The following is a 14,436-nucleotide window of genomic DNA, read 5'->3' on the forward strand; positions in this document are numbered from 1 at the left end:
CTTTTTCTTCTGCACTAGGCTCACACCATCCCTAGCTCGCTTTCCTTCTGAAAAAGACTACTCTCTTCATCACAGACAGTATATTTAATTAATTATTGCTTATTATACATCTTTTCAAACAATTAGCAAGGGTCAATTACACCAAAGTGAAACTTAGCACTTTTTCTTTTGTATACGTGAAAATTATGTTTTTCAAATCTAGAACTACGAAAATGATCTTTCAGAACGACACGCTTTCTCGCCACACGCTTCGCTTCCGCAATTGTTTCGTCAGTAATATCATGATACAAAGCGAAGTGTTTTAATCCTTTAATTCCATCTGATTCTATGACAGTTTCTTCAAACATTGGATCAAGGTAAACAACGTCATAACTATTATCTTCACATTGTTTTAAAAATGCAAAATGCTCTGTTTGCTTTACATCGATTCTTTGCATTGCTTCATCGATTTCAGAAACGGATGAAGACCATGTTTGCAAGCCTTTTCCCATGATGTAAGACATATATTCGTTTCCTTCAAGCCCTGTTACTTTTCCACTTTCACCAACAACATAACTAGCTACAATACTATCTGATGCCATACCGAGCGTACAATCTAATACTGTCATTCCGCTCTCTAATTTAGCAGCTTGTATAAATGGATCATGTTCTCCGCGCATTAACCTTTTCACACGAAACATCGCTGAGTTTGGATGAAAGAAAAACGACTCTTCCGTACCTTTTGGATAAATGGCTAATCGATTTTTCCCTACGACAAGTACATCTTGTTCATACTGCTCATGCAGTTTATGTACTGGTATGTCATTACGTTTAACGAAAGAAAGATTTAATTCTGCTGCTACCTTGTTTGCATAATCTTTCATTTCTTTATTTGTTCTTCCTGCTGTTGTTACTATCATTTTTTCACCTCTATATAAAGAAAAGAGGGAGATTCACTCTCCCCCTACTTTAGCAATTCTTTTCGAAAGCTTGTTCTAAGTTTGTAATAATTTCGTCCATTGTTGCGCCTTCAATTTCATGACGGTGAATGAAGTGAACAACTTCTTTTCCTTTTAGTAATGCCATAGATGGTGAAGATGGAGGAATTTCTCCGAAGTATTCACGCATTTTTACAGTAGCATCTTTATCTTGACCTGCAAATACAGTTACAAGATGATCAGGTTGTTTTTCAGCACGTACAACCGCTTGACCTGCTGATGGGCGTGCTAAACCAGCTGCACAACCACAAACAGAGTTTACAACTACTAAAGTTGTACCTGATGCATTCTCCATAAATTCTGTTACAGCTTCTTCTGTAGTTAACTCTTCAAATCCAGAACGCACTAACTCTTGGCGCATTGGAATTACCATTTGACGCATGTATTCTTCATATGCATTTGACATCTTGTATCTCTCCTTCAACTTTCATTCCAAATTTATCATATCACGCTCTATTAATAGGTGCAAAAGAAAGATAACGATGATTTCATTTTTTTGTAGGGATTTCACAAACCCCTTCACGACAGTGTCCAACTGGGACAAGTTTTCTATTGTTGGCAATATAATCGTATACTTTACTTCCAAATCCAAGCACGATAGATAGTTTTATAAAAGGTACTGCAAACCAATAAGATGGAACGGCCTTTGCTAATACGTTAATGCTATGAATTCCGTCATACCACTTATTATTTTTTAAAATATACAATCTTTGTTCCATCTTACTTTGTAATTCTTGAGAAAGTTCATACTTCTCAACTACATCTTCATCTCGAAATGAAACAAATTTCATCTTACCCTTTTTATCTAATCTTTTCGTACGTTCTGCAACCGCCGTACACATCGGGCACCAACTATCATAGAAAACAATCATAAACTATTCCCCTTTACGAGACTCCGTCATTTGCTTCCATACTGATCCTTTTGCTTCTTCGCCGCCTTCAATACGTTCTAAAGCTAAACGTGCTTGCATCGCCACTTCAAACTCCGGATCATCTTCTGCTGCTTTTAGTGCCGGAATTGCACTTTCATCACCAAGTTCAAATAAGAACATTGCTGCACGCCAGCGTACTAATTTACTTGAATCTTTCAGAGATTTAATCATAACGAACATCGCTGCTGGATCACCTACGTCTGATAAGCAATCTCCTGCTGTACGACGAACACTTACTGAACGATCTAATAACGCTTTATATAATAACGGCAATACTCCTTCACCTTTTACCATACCTAAATAAGCTGTTGCTAAACGGCGGATAGATACTTTCTCATCATCTAATGCCATTTTCAATACCATCATATCTTCTTCCGTTGGATCCATTTGTTCTAAAGCTGCAAAACGGTTTTTCCAGTCAGAATCTTTCATCATCTCTTCTGTTACTTTATATGGCTCACGCTTTTGAATCGTTACTTCAACAGCACCTGCCTGGTTTAATAATTCTTTAACCGTTTCATTTACACGTTCTTCTGAATAAGCAGCAATAATTTCTTCTACTACTTCTTTCCCGATTTCTTCAAAATTACCGTAACGTGTACTTTGCTCTACCCACTTACGCTCTTTCACAACGTTAGGTGCAGACATTTGCACTTTCATAATTGATTCTTTAAAACGATCAGGTAAACCAACACGCTCTTCTGAGGTTCCATCTGTTAACTTCACTTGCATCGGAATTGTAAAGAACATTTGAACAAACACTTTCACTTCTCCAAAATGAGAAAGTTGTTGTTCTTCGCTTTCTTCCACTATTTCTTCACCGAAAACAGCACGAACTTGTTGTAATAAAACTTTCCAGTCATACTTCGCATTTCGCTCCACTGCTAAAAAGTCTGCAACATGATACACACCTTTAATGCCTTCAATCTTCAAAATTTCTTGCACTTGCACTGGTGCTTGTTCTTTATTTTCATTTGTATAATTATTACGCGCTCCTGATGGTAATACTTCATTCAAAATAACTTTCATTGTATTTGGACTTGGCGTCGGTTCAATTGCTTTAATCTTCACGTAAAAAACTCTCCTTTATTGCGTGTTCTTAGCTGTATTGTAACATGTTATCCCTCTATACTCCTACTCGGATGCTTAATTTTACTAATTCCTCTTCTACATTTTTAGAATTTCAATTATTTCTATTTTCACCTAATCGTTCCGGAACTATAGTTAAAAGTCTAATTGACAATAACAAAAAAAGGTATTAATCTTAACTCATAAAATGACCGTGGTCATTTTATGAGTTAAGTCACTTAATTGTGGAGGGATAACAAATGAATAATGTCATGGTTATAGGTGGTGGTATTGCTGGTCTTTGTGTAGCAATTTCCTTACAAAAAATAGGATTAGATGTAAAAGTATATGACAAAAATATTGAAACTACTGTTGCTGGTGCAGGTATTATCATTGCCCCAAATGCGATGCAAGCACTTGAACCATACGGAATTTCTGAGCAAATAAAAAAATTTGGCAACGAAAGTGACGGTTTTAACCTTGTATCCGAAAAAGGAACTATATTTAGTAAATTGACCATTCCAGCTTGTTATCCAAAAATGTACTCCATTCATAGAAAAGATTTACATCAATTGCTACTTTCCGAACTACAAGAAGGTACTGTCGAATGGGGAAAAGAGTGCGTAAAAATAGAACAAAATGAAGAAAACGCCTTAAAAATATTATTTCAAGATGGTAGTGAAGCACTCGGCAATATACTCATTGCTGCAGATGGTATTCATTCTGTCGTTCGAAAACAAGTAACACAAAGTGACGGTTATCGTTATGCCGGTTATACGTGTTGGCGCGGCGTAACTCCAGCTCATAGTCTATCTTTAACAAACGATTTTATTGAAACTTGGGGAACAAACGGTAGATTTGGTATCGTCCCTCTCCCAAACAACGAAGTATACTGGTATGCGCTCATAAACGCTAAAGCTAGAGATCCCAAATACAAGGATTACACAACAGCAGATTTGTATAATCATTTCAAAACTTACCATAACCCCATCCCATCTATTTTAAATAACGCCTCTGACATTGATATGATTCATCGTGATATTGTAGACATTATTCCAATGAAACAGTTTTTTGACAAACGCATCGTCTTTATTGGGGATGCTGCCCATGCACTTACACCTAATTTAGGCCAAGGAGCTTGTCAGGCAATTGAAGATTCTATTATTCTTGCTGAATGCATCAAAAATAATGCCCACTATCGCCAAGCATTTATAGAATACGAACAAAAAAGACGAGAAAGAATTGAAAAAATCTCAAACACTGCGTGGAAAGTTGGAAAAATGGCACAAATAGAAAGTAAACCTTTAACTATACTAAGAAACCAAGCAATGAAACATATTCCGAAATGGATTTCTAATAGGCAAGCACATGAACTATACAGTTTTCATTTATGACAAACTCCAACGAAAAGTATGAACGGAATTCTCTCTATCCTTCTTTCAATTGTATTAAACAGTAAAATTAGGAGGCATGAAATAAGATTTCATTTGAGATACTCTAATAAACAGATATAATTGTTTGTATTAGGAGTCGATTATATGCTTAGAGAAACGAGAAAAAAAGAATTAAAAGAACTTATATTCCTAAAAGCAGTACAGCTCTTTCAAGAACGTGGATACGAAAATGTAACGGTTCAAGATATTACTACTGCATGCGGGATTGCAAAAGGAACTTTCTTCAACTACTTTCCGAAAAAAGAAAACATATTATTATTTTTAGGTGATTCTCAAATTGAACTATGGAATGAAAGTTTAAAAACGTATGAAAATGTGGAACATCCAAAAGAACGAATCAAACTTGTTTTAGGAGACTTACTAGATCGCTTTACTGGACATGGAGAATTAATGAAGCATGCTGTTTTTGAAATTATTAAATCTAACTACTTAGTAGAAAATGAATTAAAAAGTATACAACAGCTACAAGAAAGTTTGTCTTCAATTATTACAGCAGCGAAAGAAACAGGAAAATTAAACAGTCAATGGGATATAAATATTATCACTTCTACTATTATGAGTACTTATTTTTATACACTCATGTCCCAATCCCTATTAAATTCTAATGAAACAAATGCGAAAAATATACTCAATCAACAGTTAGATGTTGTTTGGGAAGGTATCAATCAAAAATAATAGAGGGCTATACTACAAAGCCCTCTTAACTTTTAATACTCTTTACATCTTATTGCGATGCCCCCTCCCTCCTTCTCTCCAAAAATGTAATGCTCTCAATCAGAACTTCAGTTCTATATACTCTCTTTCCTTGTTCATCATCGTAATTACTCGTATGAATACGCCCTGTAATCCCAACAAGTGAGCCTTTCGTACAATATTCTGTTACATTTTCAGCCGACCTTCTCCATACAACACAATTAATAAAATCTACTTGTTGCTCACCTAAACTATTTCGAAAACCTCTATTCACCGCAACACATATTCGTGCATAAGCGACACCTTGTTTTGTGTAGTATAATTCTGGCTCCTTTGTCAATCTACCGATTAATACAACTCGATTCATCATAAGTTATACCACCTCACATATTTTTCTTCATTGTAAAGAAAAATGTTGGAAGGGTAAAAAGCGCAAAATGATATGTTTGTTAGCAAAAATTATTACTTTATATCTTACAAATCAAAAAAAGAAATCCTACATAGTTTAAACATGTAAAGTTTCCAAAAATATTATACTTCACTGCAAGATATGTAATATCCTCCGCGAGCCATCTTTATTTCAGCGCGGTACATTACATTTTCTAAGTAGAAAGTAATCGGTTTAACTTTACTCTCAAATTTCAATTGTTCATTACATTCTGTCGCATGTCCTTCAATAGCTGAACGAATGACTTCTGCTGACGGATATGTTAAAGCGTTATCTAGTTCTATGAAAAAACTTTTAGAAAATAGTTTTTTCATAATCCCTTTTTTCTCTTTCATCATATTCCATCCCCCTTCAATTTAAGTCGCCAACATCCATATTTTCAATTTATCTTTAAAAACAAAAAAACCTGCACATTTCATGCAGGATTTTTTTATTAGTCATTTTTCGTAAAGTAAGAAACGAAACGAAGAATTTCTAAGTATAACCATACTAGCGTCATCATTAGACCCATTGCACTGTACCACTCCATATATTTTGGAGCTTGGCTACGTGCACCATTTTCGATTAAATCGAAATCTAGTAATAAATTTAATGCAGCAACTACAATAATAACTGCACTAATGATAATACCGATTGTTCCACCTTGGTGAATATATGGAACTGTAACACCGAACATGTTTAGTAAGAATACGATTAAATACATAACCATAATTCCCATTGTCGCTGCGATTACACCTGTGCGGAATTTATCAGTTACTTTTACTACGCGTGTTGCATACAACACTAGCATTGCAAATAGAATTGAAACTGTTAGTAAGACAGCGTTTAAAACGATAGTATCGCCAAATTTCATTGTATAAATCGCTGAAATACTCCCTAATACAACCCCTTCTACCGCTGCATAGATTGGCGCACCGATAGGTGAAATGCGCGGGAAGAATATAGACGCAAATGCGACGATTGCCGCAATAACTAAAGCGCCAATTAATACTGGCATCTTCATCGTACCTTGCGTCATCTGTATGTATGAATAGACAGACGTTGCAAGCAGCAAGATAAGCATGATAAACGTTTTGCCTACTGTTCCGCCAATAGTCATCGCAGAAGTATTTGCTCCCTCTTTACGGAATGCCTCTTTTTTCAACATTGGATTAGATGTTCTCATTTTTTCCCTCCTAAAATAGGTTCTACCAATAGTGTAAAGTTTTTCTCTTTACTTTTCAATATATGCAGCTTGTTTTTATTTTAATCCTTCAACGATGTCGGATAGTTCACTCCATCGTTCCATCGTTTTTTCTAGCTCTTCTTCTATCTTCTGCCCTGCTTCAGATAATTCTTGGGCCTTTGTGAAGTCAGATCCAACATTCGTAAGTTCTTCTCCAATTGATTCAAGTTTCTCTTCTAGTTGTGCAATTGTATCTTCAATTGTTTCCCATTCACGCTGCTCATTGTAAGAAAGTTTACGTTTACGTTGTTGTTTCGGAGCCTCTTCTACTACTTTTTTCTCCTTTTGAACTTCTGCTTTCTCAATGAGTTCTCTCGTTTTTTCCATTTCTAAATACTCTGTATAACTACCTAGGAATTCACGCACTTCGCCTTCGCCAGTAAAGATGAACAATTCATCTACTACTTTATCTAAGAAGTAACGGTCATGCGATACAGTTAAAACGACACCTGGGAAATCTTCTAAATAATCTTCTAGCACTGTTAATGTTTGTGTGTCTAAATCATTCGTAGGCTCATCAAGTAATAGTACGTTTGGTTCTCCCATTAAAATACGCAATAAATATAACCGTCTTCTTTCGCCACCAGATAGTTTACCAAGCGTTGTTCCATGTGAATGCGGTAGGAATAAGAAACGTTCTAGCATTTGAGATGCGCCAATTACTTTTCCGTCTGTCGTATGAATAACTTCCGCAATTTCTTTAATGTATTCAATCATACGCTGGTTTAAATTCATCTCTTCATTTTCTTGCGTATAATAGGCAACTTTTACAGTTTGTCCTACTTCAATTTCACCACTATCAGGAGAGAATTTTCCTGCAAGCATATTTAATAGTGATGATTTTCCGCTTCCATTTGCTCCGATGATTCCGATACGATCACCAGGCTTCACAATATGATTAAAGTTATGTAATACTGTTTTATCACCAAATTTTTTCGTTACATCTTTTAATTCAAGTACTTTCTTTCCTAAACGACTTCCACTTAGTGCAATATCAACTGATTGCTTCGCTGCTGGTCCTTCTTGTCCCTTCAGCTCATCAAAACGCTGAATACGCGCCTTTTGTTTCGTAGAACGGGCTTTTGCACCACGGCGAATCCAAGCAAGTTCACGACGATATAAATTTTGGCGTTTTGATTCTTGTGCCGATTCTTGCTCTTCACGAAGTGCTTTCGCTTCTAAAAATGTACTGTAGTTTCCTTCGTAGCTATACAGTTTACCGTTATCTAATTCAAAAATACGGTTTGTCACACGATCTAAGAAATAACGATCATGGGTTACAAGTAATACCGCACCTGTATATCTTGCTAAATATTCTTCTAACCATTCAACTGTCTCATGGTCAAGATGGTTCGTAGGCTCATCCAAAATTAATAAATCAGGTGTTTCAATAAAACATTGCGCCATTGCAATACGCTTTTTTTGTCCACCAGATAGGTTTCCAACAGTTGCTGTAAAATCAGTAATTCCTAATTTCGTTAATAACGATTTTGCATTCGCATTTGCTTCCCATGCACTCATCGCATCCATACGTTGCTGCACTGCAAATAATTGTTCCTGTACTTTTTCATTACTTGGATCTTTTTCGATATTTAATAACGATTGTTCATAATCACGAAGAAGACGAATTAAAGGTGTATCACCATGGAACACTTGCTCTAATACTGTTAGTTTTTCATCAAACTCTGGTTGCTGTGATAAATAACTAATTGTATATCCGCGTGAATGCGTCATATCACCTGTATCAGGAGTTTCTAATCCTGCAATAATTTTTAATAACGTTGATTTACCAGTACCGTTTACACCGATAATTCCGACACGTTGTCCTTCTGTAATACTACATGATAATCCATCAAATAACGGTTTTTCTCCGTATGATTTCGATAAGTTCTCCACAGTTAACATTTTCATATTTGTGCATTCCACTCTTTCATAAATTGTTCAATAAACTGTTCCATATAACGATGACGAACTTCAGCCTCTTGTTTTGCTGCGTTCGTGTTCATTAAATCTTTTAGTTTTAAAAGCTTTTCATAAAAATGATTTAAAGATGGATCATTATTTTTTCTATATTCATCTTTCGTCATCACTTCTCGAGGAGGGATAGTTGGATCATACATTAATCTCCCTTTCGCTCCTCCGTATGCAAACGTTCGAGCTATTCCAATTGCACCAAGAGCATCTAAACGATCCGCATCTTGAACAATTCTACCTTCAAGTGACTCAACTGTGCCACCATGACCGCCCTTATAAGACATATTGGCGATGATATGAAGAACATGCTTACTTTCATCTTCTTCAACACGTAACTCTTCTAACCAATCAGAAACTTTTTTCATTCCTGCTTCTTCACTCTCATTTAACTTCTCATCTGCTACATCGTGAAGTAATGCTGCCATTTCAATTATAAAACGATTTCCCCCTTCTTGCTCGGATAAAGAAATCGCCAATTTATGTACGCGTTCAATATGATACCAATCATGCCCACTCGCATCTTTTTCTAAAATATGCTTTACGAAAGTTATTGTTTTTTGTATTTTTTCTTGTTTTATCATTTTATCTTCACCCAGTTACTTATTGTAACACGCCCGCATTTTTTCATCACATATTTTCTTGTCCGCCCATACACTAGGTGGTAGGCATCATTATGAAGGAGGAATAAAAATGTTCTATAATAACCAACCACCTTACCCACAACAACCTCTTTATCCTCAACATCAGGAACAAAGATATGCTGAACAATATGAGGAGCAAGAGACACAACATCAAGAGCCACAATACGAACAAAATCCATACGCAACACCGCAAAATCAAGAAACTGAATATCCTCAAAACCCTTATGACACACGTCCAAATTATGAATATCCTCAAAATCCATACGTAGCACAACCTAGCCAAGAACCTCAATTTCAAGGTACTCCATACGAGACGCAACCACAATATCAACAAAATCCATACCAACAGCAAATGTATCAACCAAACTATGACGCACGTGTCTCACCACCTAAACCACCAACAATTGATCCGACGCAACCACAAATTTTACCACCTGGGCCGACTTTAGATATTACACAACCACAAATTTTACCACCTGGACCTATTACAGAACCAACGCAACAACAAATCCAACAAGTTGTCGGTACACAGTTTTTACCTTTAAAGAAACCTGTACTTGATTTCGTAAAACCTTGGGTAGATTACGGCTTGAATGAAGCGAAACATACATCACACAAACATGCTTTAACAGAAGTTGCTGCGATTATGTTCTTAGTTGGTAAAGGATTCAACCCAACGATTGCTCATTATATTGTAGAATCTTGGGAGAAGAATGAGCAGTTTTAGAATTGTTTATTTTAAAAAACATAAAAACCTCAAAAATGCCAAATCCCTTATGTTACAAAGGATTTGGCATTTTTAAGTTTCTAGAAAAATCCGCTAAATATAAAGAGGAATTAAAAGTCATAAATCCGGTACAATACTGTATCCACGCCCAAGGAACTGTCAAATGAAATAACGTGTCTAACTTTTTGGAGTCTATTGACCTTTTCAAATCCCCTTATATTAATGCTCGCTATTAAGACCTTCTCCTTCTAGGACCTACAATTAATTTGATTGCTGTTCTTTCTTGATTATCGATAGTAACCTCTTGAAACGCTGGAACAAGAACCAAGTCAATGCCACTTGGAGCTACAAAACCTCTTGCAATCGCAATTGCTTTAATCGCTTGATTTAAAGAACCAGCTCCAATCACTTGGATTTCTACTTTGCCACTTGCTCTTAGTACGCCCGCTATTGCACCTGCCACTGAATTCGGACTTGATTTTGAGGATACCTTTAATATATTTTCCATGTAAGTTGCTCCCTCTATTATTTAATCTCTCTTTTCTTACTGTTTGAAATATAACTAACGTATCTTTAACTACTATTCGAAATAAATACAAACAATTCTGTATAATTACATTCATTCGATATTTTTTGCCTTCTTCCTGCACAACTACATAAATAAAAAGCGACGACTAAGTTAAAAACTTAATCATCGCTTTATCCATTTCTCTGTTTCACTAAAATGCTGTCCTTTAAATACTTCTCTTCTTTACTTTGGCGATATACTATCTTAAAGTTTAAATACTTCAACATTTTAAAACCTTGGATAGAGTTATCTGCTAAATATTCATCCTTTTTCTTCTCCAAAATTCATTATATAGAATATTCTAACTCCATTTTTTTGAAAACTATATCTCCTCATTAGAGCACTTTATATTATGCCAGCTTTTTATCCCAAATCTATTACCTTATATATGGACAAGTATACACGCCAATTGCTTTTCGATTGCATAAACTACTATGTGTTATACATTTATTAATAATAGGAGGTAATATATTGGGTTCATACTATCATTCTTCAAGTTCATATAAAAGATCTTCATGCCACTCTTCTTCTAGTTCATATAAAAAATGCTCATGCAACTCCTCTTCTAGTTCCTATAAAAAATGTTCATGCGACCATTCACATAAAAAAAGCTGTCCAGCATACGGTACTTTTTGGCAAACTGAGTTTATAACTGTTCCTTTTGGAGATCCTTTTCCATTTAATCACGTTGGCCCTATAGCAGGAGGAGTTTCCTTACTAAATCCTACTACTATACAATTTAGTCAAGCTGGTGATTATAGAGTTTCTTTCATTTCAACTATTAACACTACTTCAAATCCTGTATTTCCACATATTCCAGTCATGACTATATTTTTAAATAATAATCCACTTGCTAATAGTCAAGGTGATTTCGCTTTCCAAATGAATACTTCATCAAATAACGAATGTCTTCAACTAGCAGGCGAAACGATTGTTACAGTGACAGCTAATTCCACTCTTCAACTGAAAAATAATAGTGGTTTTAATCGTCAAAGTATTGCAACTTGTGATAATGGTATTAATTCAGTTGAATTAACAGTTATAAAACTAAGTTAATAATCCTCTTCACATTCAGATGCTATTTCAGCATCTTTTTTTATTGAATAATGTTCTTTTGATTCCTATAATCAAACATAAATTCCATTGTACGTTTCTGTTAATCTAATAAACATGAAAAAAGTACCGAACTCTTCTACTACAAAAGTTCGGTACTTTTTATATTAAAAACTTCTCATTCTTTCTTACTTCTCCACATAAACCGACTTAACAATTGTACGATTATACGGTTGTCCTTCTTTATTCGTCCCTTTTATATCCATCGTAACGTTATATACTCCTGGTTGCTTTATGTCCTTCAAAGCACCAGTAAACGTATTGTTATTACCATTTTGTAATTCATTGTATTCAGAGACTAGTTTCCCTTCTTTATTAACTACTCTTACTGTTATAGAAAGATCCCCTTTCATTTCAGGTGCCACAGGTGATTTTTTCAGTTTATACTCAGATTTATTCACTTTAACTTTTGTAGGCATTTGGAGAACAAATGGTGCACCATCCTTGTAATCGCTTACAATTAAAAATGCATCTTTCGACTGCTTCGCCATCATTTTAACTTTCCATTCTCCTACATCCATTTTATCAAATTTAAATGTTCTAATTGTCGCACCACCAAAGAAAGATTCACCTTCACCAGTAGTAATAACGCTATCCTTATTTGTATACATTTTTCCTTTTGGAGACATCATTTGTACTTCTACATCAGAAGACGCTGTTAAGATAGAAACTATTCCTTCAGCTTTTTTATCAACCGTAACAGTTTGCTCTATCCACTGATTTTGTGGCAATTCTCCTCCTAATATGTTTTGATTTGAAGTTGTATTTAATTGTTCTATATTTTCATTTGAACTAGTTCTGGATGCTACTAAAGCTGGTACGGCTACATTTGCTGTACGTAAATATGGTTCAATTCGAGAGAAAACAGCAGATCCTTTTCGTATATTATCATGATCAAATCTGGAATCTGTAAATAAATGAGTTCCATATGGCAGCTTAGCACTCCACTCATTTACTAGTCCATCATTTGAACCGTATGATGACAAATATAACCCGCCCATAGATAGCGCAGAAAATACTGGTCCCCAGCTAGTCCCAGTAGCCGTATAGTAACGGTTTAATTTAGCTGCTGGATTATTATCAATCGTTGAACGAAATTTTGCCATTTCGCCCATTTGTAATGAGTACGTACCATCATCTTTTTGACCTAAAATAGAAGCCAGCCATCCTGCCCACCAACTATATGATAAGTCCGCTAAATTTGAGCCATGATGTGGCGTCGCAAGCGTAATAACATTTCCTACAAATCGATTTGCACCATACCCTACCAATGCAGCCTGTGTATCGATACCGCCTTTACTATGTGCTACAATATTAACTTTTTTACCGAAGTGATTATATATTTCTTCTAATTTTTGTGCTAACAATTTTCCGTTGTCCCACTGACTAGCTGACCCTTTCCCAACGGCATCATATAATTGGATAAATACTGTTTGATAACCTGCTTTTAAAGCATAGTCATACATATCATTTATATCGTGATACACTGTCTTTCCATACCAACTATCAGCATTCCCATTCCTTCCTTGTACAAAAAGAATTGGAGGCTTATTCTCATCGTAATTAGCAGGTTTTTGACCTAAAAACCATTCTCCAGGTGTAAATACTTCTTTATCTGGAAGTCCCGTTTTAATCTCTTTTACTTCTTCCGCCTTTACCGTCGTACTAAAAGTCATCGGAGTCATAATAAAAAATGCGAGAAGTAATAACATACACCTTTGCAAAATCCTCATTAACATTCCCCCTTTTTTGAAAGGAAGCACTATTTTTACTTTAGTTATTTCTTACTTATTTTATAGGTGGATAAATAGTAACTGCCCTTTCTTATGAAACGTTATTCTCTCAACATTTATTCATTCCTTTTCCTATTCAGCTCATTAAAAATTTCTCAACATATTTCTAGCTAAAAAAGCTGCGTATAAAAGGTCTATTTCATAACCTTTTATACGCAGCTTCTTTCTTATAAATCAATGATATACTCATCATCATATTTATCGTATTGGAGCCCTGATCCTATTTTTGATTCCGTAACTTGATCTTTTAAAAACGGTGCAGCTTCCATTTTGCTAGTTGCAATTTCAATTCCATATTTTTTCGTTAAATGGGCTAATTCTATTAAAAACCACTCTCTTCGCAATGTAACTGGAATATCAAATGTTCTTCTTTTCATATATAATAGCACCTCTTTAATTTCATAACTTAATGAACATCATTGCATGCACGTGTGAAAACTACCTTTCATCACTAACATCCAATGAAACATTATAGTATATGCATGTCCATTTTAAACGTGCTATTACAAAACAATATTTTAGTTTACATAATCATATTATGTAAGAGTAAAAGAGAGAGGTATATCCCTTCCCTTCTACTCTAGAAATTTAAATTAAGAACATCTTGGTACACCTAAAGCTAAGAATAAACCTGCTACTCCCGCAGTAATCGGTACTTTTAACGTAATAACATCGTCTACTTTCGTTACTAAAAAGAAAGCATTACCTTCTTGTAATATACAAGTTACCAATAATTGAAATTCCATTTAAATCCCCTCCTTTTAATCGATATATTATACTTTATGAATTCTTTTTAAAAATGTAATAGGAGATACATCTATTT

The 14,436-nt window shown here is 35.0% G+C and carries 17 protein-coding genes and 1 other annotated feature (1 of these 18 only partly in view); of the genes, 4 read left to right on the top strand and 13 right to left on the bottom strand.

The window, feature by feature from the left end:
* Positions 1 to 82: a binding site (T-box leader), on the bottom strand (it extends 133 nt beyond the left edge of the window).
* 40 nt (positions 83 to 122) lie between these two features.
* The 4 genes from MR066_RS13315 to MR066_RS13330 all read right to left on the bottom strand — a co-directional run bounded on the left by MR066_RS13315 (position 123) and on the right by MR066_RS13330 (position 2,980).
* Positions 123 to 899 carry a class I SAM-dependent methyltransferase gene (locus MR066_RS13315; RefSeq protein ID WP_002141576.1) on the bottom strand — a complete coding sequence of 259 codons (777 nt, stop codon included), beginning with the start codon at positions 897 to 899 and terminating at the stop codon, positions 123 to 125.
* Positions 900 to 948: 49 nt separating this feature from the next.
* A complete protein-coding gene (locus MR066_RS13320) occupies positions 949 to 1,383 on the bottom strand; it encodes a BrxA/BrxB family bacilliredoxin (RefSeq protein WP_002012568.1) in 435 nt (144 codons plus the stop codon).
* 82 nt (positions 1,384 to 1,465) lie between these two features.
* Entirely contained in the window at positions 1,466 to 1,849 is a 384-nt protein-coding gene (locus tag MR066_RS13325) for a thiol-disulfide oxidoreductase DCC family protein (protein ID WP_002085930.1), read from the bottom strand.
* Between the two features lie 3 nt (positions 1,850 to 1,852).
* Positions 1,853 to 2,980 (bottom strand): conserved virulence factor C family protein, encoded by a 1,128-nt coding sequence (locus tag MR066_RS13330; RefSeq protein ID WP_002031644.1) that lies wholly within the window; start codon positions 2,978 to 2,980, stop codon positions 1,853 to 1,855.
* Between the two features lie 257 nt (positions 2,981 to 3,237).
* On the opposite strand from MR066_RS13330, the gene MR066_RS13335 reads away from it, so the two are divergent.
* Together MR066_RS13335 and MR066_RS13340 are read left to right on the top strand one after the other, a co-directional pair.
* Positions 3,238 to 4,371 (top strand): FAD-dependent oxidoreductase, encoded by a 1,134-nt coding sequence (locus tag MR066_RS13335; protein ID WP_002141574.1) that lies wholly within the window; start codon positions 3,238 to 3,240, stop codon positions 4,369 to 4,371.
* Between the two features lie 144 nt (positions 4,372 to 4,515).
* A complete protein-coding gene (locus tag MR066_RS13340) occupies positions 4,516 to 5,106 on the top strand; it encodes a TetR/AcrR family transcriptional regulator (protein ID WP_002136037.1) in 591 nt (196 codons plus the stop codon).
* Between the two features lie 49 nt (positions 5,107 to 5,155).
* On the opposite strand, the gene MR066_RS13345 is transcribed toward MR066_RS13340, so the two are convergent.
* The 5 genes from MR066_RS13345 to MR066_RS13365 form a co-directional block, all read right to left on the bottom strand.
* The gene (locus tag MR066_RS13345) at positions 5,156 to 5,494 is read right to left on the bottom strand and encodes a single-stranded DNA-binding protein (RefSeq protein WP_002141572.1); all 339 of its coding nucleotides are present in this window, start codon (positions 5,492 to 5,494) and stop codon (positions 5,156 to 5,158) included.
* A 161-nt stretch (positions 5,495 to 5,655) separates the two neighbouring features.
* Positions 5,656 to 5,910 (bottom strand): DUF4318 domain-containing protein, encoded by a 255-nt coding sequence (locus MR066_RS13350; protein WP_061688393.1) that lies wholly within the window; start codon positions 5,908 to 5,910, stop codon positions 5,656 to 5,658.
* 95 nt (positions 5,911 to 6,005) lie between these two features.
* A complete protein-coding gene (locus MR066_RS13355; RefSeq protein ID WP_002141570.1) occupies positions 6,006 to 6,737 on the bottom strand; it encodes a Bax inhibitor-1/YccA family protein in 732 nt (243 codons plus the stop codon).
* A gap of 75 nt (positions 6,738 to 6,812) precedes the next feature.
* Entirely contained in the window at positions 6,813 to 8,708 is a 1,896-nt protein-coding gene (locus tag MR066_RS13360; RefSeq protein WP_002127139.1) for an ABC-F family ATP-binding cassette domain-containing protein, read from the bottom strand.
* The gene (locus tag MR066_RS13365; protein ID WP_002012557.1) at positions 8,705 to 9,352 is read right to left on the bottom strand and encodes an HD domain-containing protein; all 648 of its coding nucleotides are present in this window, start codon (positions 9,350 to 9,352) and stop codon (positions 8,705 to 8,707) included. Before MR066_RS13365 ends, MR066_RS13360 begins: the two co-directional genes overlap by 4 nt.
* Before the next feature lie 109 nt (positions 9,353 to 9,461).
* On the opposite strand from MR066_RS13365, the gene MR066_RS13370 reads away from it, so the two are divergent.
* Complete coding sequence (locus MR066_RS13370; RefSeq protein WP_002065129.1) at positions 9,462 to 10,139, top strand: hypothetical protein; 678 nt, start codon at positions 9,462 to 9,464, stop codon at positions 10,137 to 10,139.
* 232 nt (positions 10,140 to 10,371) lie between these two features.
* Here MR066_RS13370 and MR066_RS13375 read toward each other — a convergent pair whose 3' ends face one another.
* The gene (locus MR066_RS13375; RefSeq protein ID WP_002035358.1) at positions 10,372 to 10,647 is read right to left on the bottom strand and encodes a stage V sporulation protein S; all 276 of its coding nucleotides are present in this window, start codon (positions 10,645 to 10,647) and stop codon (positions 10,372 to 10,374) included.
* Between the two features lie 531 nt (positions 10,648 to 11,178).
* On the opposite strand from MR066_RS13375, the gene MR066_RS13380 reads away from it, so the two are divergent.
* Positions 11,179 to 11,763: a preprotein translocase gene (locus MR066_RS13380; RefSeq protein WP_242247449.1), complete on the top strand. Its 585-nt coding sequence runs from the start codon at positions 11,179 to 11,181 to the stop codon at positions 11,761 to 11,763.
* 185 nt (positions 11,764 to 11,948) lie between these two features.
* On the opposite strand, the gene MR066_RS13385 is transcribed toward MR066_RS13380, so the two are convergent.
* From MR066_RS13385 to exsG, 3 genes are all read right to left on the bottom strand, one after another.
* The gene (locus tag MR066_RS13385; protein WP_242247450.1) at positions 11,949 to 13,553 is read right to left on the bottom strand and encodes an esterase/lipase family protein; all 1,605 of its coding nucleotides are present in this window, start codon (positions 13,551 to 13,553) and stop codon (positions 11,949 to 11,951) included.
* A 227-nt stretch (positions 13,554 to 13,780) separates the two neighbouring features.
* Entirely contained in the window at positions 13,781 to 13,990 is a 210-nt protein-coding gene (locus MR066_RS13390; RefSeq protein ID WP_116329261.1) for a hypothetical protein, read from the bottom strand.
* Between the two features lie 216 nt (positions 13,991 to 14,206).
* A complete protein-coding gene (exsG, locus tag MR066_RS13395) occupies positions 14,207 to 14,359 on the bottom strand; it encodes an exosporium protein ExsG (protein ID WP_000395678.1) in 153 nt (50 codons plus the stop codon).
* Positions 14,360 to 14,436 lie beyond the last annotated feature (77 nt).

The organism is Bacillus cereus group sp. BfR-BA-01523 (assembly GCF_022662615.1).
In the GTDB taxonomy this organism is placed as follows: domain Bacteria; phylum Bacillota; class Bacilli; order Bacillales; family Bacillaceae_G; genus Bacillus_A; species Bacillus_A mycoides.

Coding starts and splice junctions, on each gene's coding strand:
- MR066_RS13315 (WP_002141576.1), bottom strand. CDS start 899: ATGATAGTAACAACAGCAGGAAGAACAAATAAAGAAATGAAAGATTAT.
- MR066_RS13320 (WP_002012568.1), bottom strand. CDS start 1,383: ATGTCAAATGCATATGAAGAATACATGCGTCAAATGGTAATTCCAATG.
- MR066_RS13325 (WP_002085930.1), bottom strand. CDS start 1,849: ATGATTGTTTTCTATGATAGTTGGTGCCCGATGTGTACGGCGGTTGCA.
- MR066_RS13335 (WP_002141574.1), top strand. CDS start 3,238: ATGAATAATGTCATGGTTATAGGTGGTGGTATTGCTGGTCTTTGTGTA.
- MR066_RS13340 (WP_002136037.1), top strand. CDS start 4,516: ATGCTTAGAGAAACGAGAAAAAAAGAATTAAAAGAACTTATATTCCTA.
- MR066_RS13345 (WP_002141572.1), bottom strand. CDS start 5,494: ATGATGAATCGAGTTGTATTAATCGGTAGATTGACAAAGGAGCCAGAA.
- MR066_RS13350 (WP_061688393.1), bottom strand. CDS start 5,910: ATGATGAAAGAGAAAAAAGGGATTATGAAAAAACTATTTTCTAAAAGT.
- MR066_RS13355 (WP_002141570.1), bottom strand. CDS start 6,737: ATGAGAACATCTAATCCAATGTTGAAAAAAGAGGCATTCCGTAAAGAG.
- MR066_RS13360 (WP_002127139.1), bottom strand. CDS start 8,708: ATGAAAATGTTAACTGTGGAGAACTTATCGAAATCATACGGAGAAAAA.
- MR066_RS13365 (WP_002012557.1), bottom strand. CDS start 9,352: ATGATAAAACAAGAAAAAATACAAAAAACAATAACTTTCGTAAAGCAT.
- MR066_RS13370 (WP_002065129.1), top strand. CDS start 9,462: ATGTTCTATAATAACCAACCACCTTACCCACAACAACCTCTTTATCCT.
- MR066_RS13375 (WP_002035358.1), bottom strand. CDS start 10,647: ATGGAAAATATATTAAAGGTATCCTCAAAATCAAGTCCGAATTCAGTG.
- MR066_RS13385 (WP_242247450.1), bottom strand. CDS start 13,553: ATGAGGATTTTGCAAAGGTGTATGTTATTACTTCTCGCATTTTTTATT.
- MR066_RS13390 (WP_116329261.1), bottom strand. CDS start 13,990: ATGAAAAGAAGAACATTTGATATTCCAGTTACATTGCGAAGAGAGTGG.
- exsG (WP_000395678.1), bottom strand. CDS start 14,359: ATGGAATTTCAATTATTGGTAACTTGTATATTACAAGAAGGTAATGCT.